Origin of the sequence: Streptomyces sp. MA5143a, assembly GCF_900290235.1 — a bacterium.
GTDB lineage: Bacteria > Actinomycetota > Actinomycetes > Streptomycetales > Streptomycetaceae > Streptomyces.
In genome coordinates this window covers 287539-293976 of sequence record NZ_OLMK01000034.1, presented here as the reverse complement: position 1 = coordinate 293976, position 6438 = coordinate 287539, and the positions used below count along the sequence as shown (strand labels likewise).

The window sequence follows — 6438 nt, the reverse complement described above, 5'->3', positions numbered from 1 at the left end:
GCGGTGGAGAACTCCATCGGCCTGGTCACCGCCCTCAACCCGCACATCGGGTACACGGCGGCCACCGACATCGCCAAGGAGGCCCTCGCCACCGGCCGCGGCGTCGCCGAACTCGTGCTGGAGAAGGGCCTGTTGCCCGCCGAGCGGCTCCAGCAGCTGCTGCGGCCCGAGGTCCTCGCGGGCAGTGGAGCCCTCCGCTCCTGACCCCGTGCGGAATCGGCCCTGACCTGGGTCTATGCTCCGGGACCGGTACAAAGGAGGCACAATGGTGATCATGACAACGACGTCGTCCCTCACCTTCCAGCCGGTCCTGGAGCGCATCGCCGAGGAGATCGAGCGGACCCCGGGCCGTGGCCGCCCCGCCGACTACATCCCGGCGCTCGCGGCCCGCGATCCGCGCCGCTTCGGCATGGCCGTCGCGGAACTCGACGGCACGGTGTACGGCGTGGGGGACTGGCGGGAGCCGTTCTCCACGCAGTCCATCACCAAGGTCTTCACCCTCGCCCTGGACCTGGCCCGTGAGGGCGACACCCTCTGGGAACACGTCGGCCGCGAGCCGTCCGGCAACCCCTTCAACTCCCTGGTGCAGCTGGAGTACGAGAACGGCATCCCCCGCAACCCGTTCATCAACGCGGGTGCCCTCGTCGTCACCGACCGCCTCCTCAGCCGCACCGGCGACGCCGCCGGCGAGCTGCTCGCCTTCCTCCGCGCGGAGAGCGGCAACCCGGAGCTGGACTTCGATCCGGAGATCGCCGCCTCCGAGTCCGCGCACGGCGACCGCAACGCGGCGCTCGGCCATTTCATGGCGTCGTACGGCAACATCGACAACCCCGTACCGGTCCTCCTCGACCAGTACTTCCGTCAGTGCTCCCTCACCGCCTCCTGCGCCGACCTCGCCCTCGCCACGACCTTCCTCGCCCGGCACGGCGTCCGGGCCGACGGCACCCGTCTGCTCACCCGCAGCCAGGCCAAGCAGATCAACGCGATCATGCTCACCTGCGGCACGTACGACGCCGCGGGCGACTTCGCCTACCGCGTCGGCCTGCCCGGCAAGAGCGGCGTGGGCGGCGGCATCATCGCCGTCGTACCGGGCCGCTGCACCCTGTGCGTGTGGAGCCCGGGCCTGGACGAGCGGGGCAACTCGGTCGCGGGCGTCGCGGCCCTGGACCGCTTCACGACACTGACGGGCCTGTCCGTCTTCTGAGCAGTCCGGTCACGCCGCCCGGCGCACCACCCGGTCGCGTCCGCGTAGATCACCCGCCGGTCGCATCGCGGTCCCCGTCCCGCAGACAGGGCGTCGCCTCGACGCCACCCGGCGTTGACACGCTGACCGAGTGTTGGCCATCGCTTTCCCCGTCGATCTCCGCCGCTGCCAGGCCCTGGGCCTGGCCGGCACCGCCTTCCTCGCCCTGGGCGGCGAGACCGCCGGCGCCCTGCCCGTGCGCGACCTGCTGTCACCGGCCTCCGGACGCGGCGCGCTCGGCCTGGTCTGCGTGTACTTCGGGGTCGTCCTGCTGATCGCCGCCTGGGCCCTGCTGGGGAAGGTCGTCCGGGGCCCCGAACCACCCACCCCCCGGGCCCTGCTGGTCGTTCTGCTGGTCTGGTCGGCCCCTCTGCTGCTGGCCCCGCCCCTGTTCAGCCGGGACGTGTACAGCTACCTCGCGCAGGGCGCCATGGTCGACGCCCACATGGACGTCTACGCCCACGGCCCCGCACGGCTCGGCGGACCCCTCGCCGACGAGGTCGCCCCGGTGTGGCGGCACACGGCCGCCCCGTACGGTCCGGTCTTCCTCGCCGTGGCCTCCGCGCTGTCCGCCCTGACGGAGGGGCGGATTCCGGAGGGTCTGATCGGTATGCGGGTGGTGGCGCTGCTCGGTGTGGCCCTGATGGCGGTGGCGCTGCCCCGGCTGGCCCGGCACCACGGCGGCGATCCGGCCGTCGCCCTCTGGCTCGGCGCCCTCAACCCCCTCGTCCTGCTCCATCTGGTGGCCGGCGCGCACAACGACGCCATGATGCTCGGCCTGCTCGGCGTCGGCCTGGTGGCCGCGCGGGGCCGCGGCTACGCCCTCGGCGTCGTCCTCGTCACCCTCGCCGCGCTGGTCAAGGCACCCGCCGCGCTCGGGCTGCTCGCGGTGGTCGTGATGCGGGGCCGTACCGGCTGGGTGCGGACGACCGTCACGACGGTCGCCGTCGCCGCGGCCACCACCGCGGGCGTCACCGCCCTCACCGGCACGGGATACGGCTGGATCGCCGCCCTGCGCACCCCGGTCTCCCCGCACAACTGGTCGCCCACCACCCTCCTCGGCCGCGCCACCACGAACCTGCTGCGCGGACTCGGCAGCGACCTGGCGCCGTTCGCGCTCCCGGCCTGGCGCGCCGCGGGACTCGTGGTGACGCTCGCCGTCGTCCTCTTCATCTGGCTCCGTCTGCGACCGGGCCCGGTCCACGCGCTCGGCCTCAGCCTCGCCGCGGTGGCCGTGCTGGGCCCGGCGATACGTCCCTGGTACGCGCTGTGGGGGCTGTTCCTCATCGCCTCGGCGGCCCGGAACAGCTCGGCGCGGCACAGGCTCGTGGCCGCCACCGGGGTGCTCGCGCTGGCCGTCCTGCCGAGCGGCAACCCGCCGGACACCGAGCAACTCGCCCTGGCGGTGTGCGGGGGAGTCCTCGCGGTGGTCGTGCTCTGGCAGGCCCACCAGGCGTCCCTGACACCGGCCCTGGAGCGGACCGCGTGAGCGCCCCCGAAGGCCGGCACCGGCTGCTGCCCCGCACCGACCGCGCCCGGGTCGCGCTGGTCCTCGGCCTGGCCCTGGCGGTCACCGTGTTCACCGCGACGGTGCCGCTGCTGCGGGACTGGTTCGACCTGCGCGTCTACCACGGCACCGTCGACACCTGGGTCCACCACGGGGGTCGCGTCTACGACTACCGGGTGCCGGGCACGACGTACGGCTTCACGTATCCGCCGTTCGCCGCCGTCGCGATGCTCCCCATGGCGTGGGTCGGGCTGCGTACCGCGATCGTGCTGTGCCTGGGGCTCGATCTGGTGGCGCTCGGGGTGGTGCTGTTCGTGCTCGCCGGGCCGCGCCTGCGCCGCCACGGCTGGTTCGGCACCTCCCTCGTCCTGTGCGCCCTCGCCCTGTTCGAGCCGTTCCGGGACACCGTCAGCTTCGGCCAGGTCAACCTTCTGCTGCTTGCCCTGGTGCTGGCCGACGCCTGGCTGCTGTCCACCGGCCGGGGCCGGTGGGCGGGTGCGGGGATCGGGCTGGCCGCGGCGGTGAAGCTGACGCCCGCGATCTTCATCGGGCTGCTCCTGCTCGCCCGGCGGTGGCGTGCCGCCGGGCTCGCGACGGCCGTCGCCGCGGCCGCCACCGCGGCGGCGGCCTGGGTCGCCCCCGCCGCCTCCCGCTTCTACTGGACCGAGGCGCTGTGGGACACCAGCCGGGTCGGCCGCCTCGACTACGTCTCCAACCAGTCCTTGCAGGGCGTTTTGGCCCGGCTGGTCGCACCCCATGAACCGAGTCGCGCGCTCTGGGCGCTGCTCGTGCTCCTGGTGCTCGGCGTCTGGGCCGTGCGGGCCCGTGCGGCGGTGCGGGCCGGGGACTGGACGGCGGCGTTCGCCGTGACCGGGCTGACCGCGTGCCTGGTCAGCCCGATCACCTGGGTCCACCATCTGGTCTGGCTGCTGCCGTCGTTCGCGGTGCTGCTGAGGCACCGTCGGCTGCTGCCCCTGACGGCGGCCCTGTACGGGTTGTTGTGCAGCAGTGTCGTCTGGCTGTGGTTCGACGACGCGTCCGGTGTGGCCGGCTTCGTCGGGTCCAACACCTACGTGTGGATCACGCTCGGTCTGCTGCTGCGGCTGCCCGTCGGTCAGTCACCCGGGCGCCGGCGCCCCCTCAGCCGCAGGAACAGCGACACGGCCGCCGCGCCGACCCCCGCCGCGCCCGCGACCACCCCCGCCTCCGACCAGCCGAGCCCCGCGGCCTGGTCCTTCTCGCGGGCGGGCGGCGGCGACGAGCGGCGGGGCTGAGGCGCGGCCGCCGGACGCGGCGGCAGGAGGGAGCCCACCGGGTCGACGCGGCCCGCGGCCCGGAAGCCCCAGTCGAGCAGGGAGCGCGCCTCCTCGTACACGGCGAACCCGACGCCCGACTGGGGCCGCATCACCGTGACGACGAGGGTGCGCCCACCTCGTCGGGCGGCGGCGACCAGGGTGTTGCCCGCGTTGGTGGTGTAGCCGTTCTTGATGCCGATGAGGCCCGGATAGCGGTCCACACCGGCGCCGGTCAGCAGCCGGTTGGTGTTCTGGATGCCGTATCCGAAGCGGCCGTTCGCCGGGAACTTCGCCGTGGCCGTGGCGCAGTACGCGGCGAACTCCGCGTTGCGCAGTCCGGCCCGTCCGAACACCGCCAGGTCGAACGCCGACGAGACCTGTCCGCGGGCGTCGTAGCCGTCGGGGGAGACGACGTGGGTGTCGTGGGCGCCCAGGGCGCGGGCCTTGTCCTGCATCTGCTCGGTGGTGGCACGCCAGCCGCCGTTGAGGGAGGCGAGGACGTGCACGGCGTCGTTGCCGGAGCTGAGGAAGACGCCACGCCACAGGTCGGCCACGCGGTAGGTGCGGTTCTCCTGGACGCCGACGAGGCTGCTTCCCTCGCCGATGCCCGCGAGTTCCTTGCTCTTGACGGTGTGCTTGAGCCCTCCGGGGAGCCGCGGCAGCACGGTCAGCGCGAACAGGGTCTTGAGGGTGCTCGCGGGGGGCAGTTTGCGGTGCGCGTTGTGCGCGGCGAGGACCTCTCCGCTGCGGGCGTCGGCCACCACCCAGGCCACGGCGGAGACGTCACTGGGAATCCGGGGCGCCCCGGTCCGCGGTCTCACATGGGTTCCCGACCGGTACAGGGAGGCCGGTTCCAGCGAGGACTTGGCGTCCTGGGCGCCCACCTCGACCGAGCCGCCGACGCCCTCGGGATGCGACGCGATCGCGAGGGCGCCCATCACACACACGACGGAGCAACAGACGGCGGCACGGGAGAAGCGAGCAGCGCGAGGTGAAGATCCGATGGTCATACGGCAAACGTAGGAACGGTCGCGTCGTGGATCGGGGTGCCAGGGCCGGGGGAGCGGATCGAGCACCCGGATGCCGCACACGCCGTGGGGTCACACGGCGGGGAGGGTGGGCTGCACCTGCCGTAGGAAGGCCGCGTTGTCCGGGGTGGCGCGCAGCCGCTCCAGCAGCATTTCCAGGCTCGCCTGGCCCTCGCGGGGGCGCAGGGCCCGCCGCAGGCCACGTACGGCGGTCAACTCGGCCGGTGCGAGCAGGAGTTCCTCGCGGCGGGTGCCGGACGGTGTGATGTCGACGGCGGGGAAGACCCGCCGGTCGGCGAGTGCGCGGTCGAGTCGCAGTTCCATGTTGCCCGTGCCCTTGAGCTCCTCGAAGAAGAAGCCGTCGGCGCGGGAGCCGGTCTCCACCAGGGCGGTGGCGAGGATGGTGAGGGAGCCGGCCTCCTCGGTGAGCCGGGCGGCGCCGAAGAGGCGCTTGGGGCCGTGCAGCGCGGCGGCGTCGACACCGCCGCTGAGGGTGCGGCCACCGGCGGCGGCCGCGTTGTTGTGCGCCCGGCACAGGCGGGTGAGGGAGTCCAGCAGGATCACGACGTCGTCGCCCTGTTCGACGAGCCGCTTGGCGCGCTCCACGACCAGTTCGGCGAGCGCGATGTGCTGCTGGGGGGACCGGTCGAAGGTGGAGGCGTAGACCTCGCCCCGCACGGAGCGCCGCATGTCGGTCACCTCCTCGGGCCGCTCGTCGAGCAGCACCACCATCAGATGGACCTCGGGGTGGTTGGCGGCGATCGCGGCGGCCAGCTGCTGGAGCAGCACCGTCTTGCCGGTCTTGGGCGGCGCCACGACGAGCCCGCGCTGTCCCTTGCCGACGGGGGCGACGAGGTCGACGAGACGGCCCGTCAGCCCGCTCGCCCGGTGCTCCAGCCGCAGCCGCTCACGGGGGTGCAGCGGTGTGAGGTCGTGGAAGCGCGGTCGGCCGCGCAGCTCGTCGGGGGTGCGCCCGTTGATCCGCTCGACCTCGGTGAGGGCGCGCCGACCCTCGCGGACGCCTTCGACGGTGTCGCCCTCGCGCAGCCCGTACCGGCGGATCAGCGCGGCGGGCACCTGGGTGTCGGAGGCGGTGGGCAGTCCGTTGCCGGCGCGCAGGAACCCCTGCCCGCCCTGCGCGGTCTCCAGGATGCCGGTGACGTGGGTGGGGGACTGCCGATGAGTGGAAGTGTGTTCGAGTGTGGTGGTGGTCATGGGGGTCCTTTCGCGGACTTCCTGGGTGAAACGCATGAGGAAGGGGGAGGGGAAGGCACACACCCGCGGGTACGACTGAGCCCTGCGCGAGGTGGTGCGGAGAAGCTGACGGCCGGTCGGAGATGTCGACGGGCGGTCGGTTCAGCTGAG

The 6438-nt window shown here is 73.4% G+C and carries 4 protein-coding genes and 2 pseudogenes; 4 read left to right on the top strand and 2 right to left on the bottom strand.

What is annotated here, in order from left to right:
* The 4 genes and pseudogenes from aspA to SMA5143A_RS43950 all read left to right on the top strand — a co-directional run.
* A pseudogene (gene aspA, locus SMA5143A_RS17765) lies at positions 1–204 on the top strand (aspartate ammonia-lyase); the annotation flags it as partial.
* A 61-nt stretch (positions 205–265) separates the two neighbouring features.
* Complete coding sequence (locus tag SMA5143A_RS17760) at positions 266–1204, top strand: glutaminase (protein ID WP_107463875.1); 939 nt, start codon at positions 266–268, stop codon at positions 1202–1204.
* Positions 1205–1343: 139 nt separating this feature from the next.
* Positions 1344–2732, top strand: coding sequence for a polyprenol phosphomannose-dependent alpha 1,6 mannosyltransferase MptB (gene mptB, locus SMA5143A_RS17755; protein WP_107463899.1), 1389 nt, complete (start codon positions 1344–1346; stop codon positions 2730–2732).
* Entirely contained in the window at positions 2729–4024 is a 1296-nt protein-coding gene (locus SMA5143A_RS43950; RefSeq protein ID WP_375136502.1) for a glycosyltransferase 87 family protein, read from the top strand. The genes mptB and SMA5143A_RS43950 overlap by 4 nt, the downstream gene beginning before the upstream one ends.
* A gap of 185 nt (positions 4025–4209) precedes the next feature.
* Here the strand turns inward: SMA5143A_RS43950 and SMA5143A_RS44770 are convergent.
* Positions 4210–4983 (bottom strand): annotated as a pseudogene (locus tag SMA5143A_RS44770) (D-alanyl-D-alanine carboxypeptidase family protein); the annotation flags it as partial.
* A gap of 162 nt (positions 4984–5145) precedes the next feature.
* Entirely contained in the window at positions 5146–6324 is a 1179-nt protein-coding gene (gene rho, locus SMA5143A_RS17740; RefSeq protein ID WP_107463873.1) for a transcription termination factor Rho, read from the bottom strand.
* Between the last annotated feature and the right edge of the window lie 114 nt (positions 6325–6438).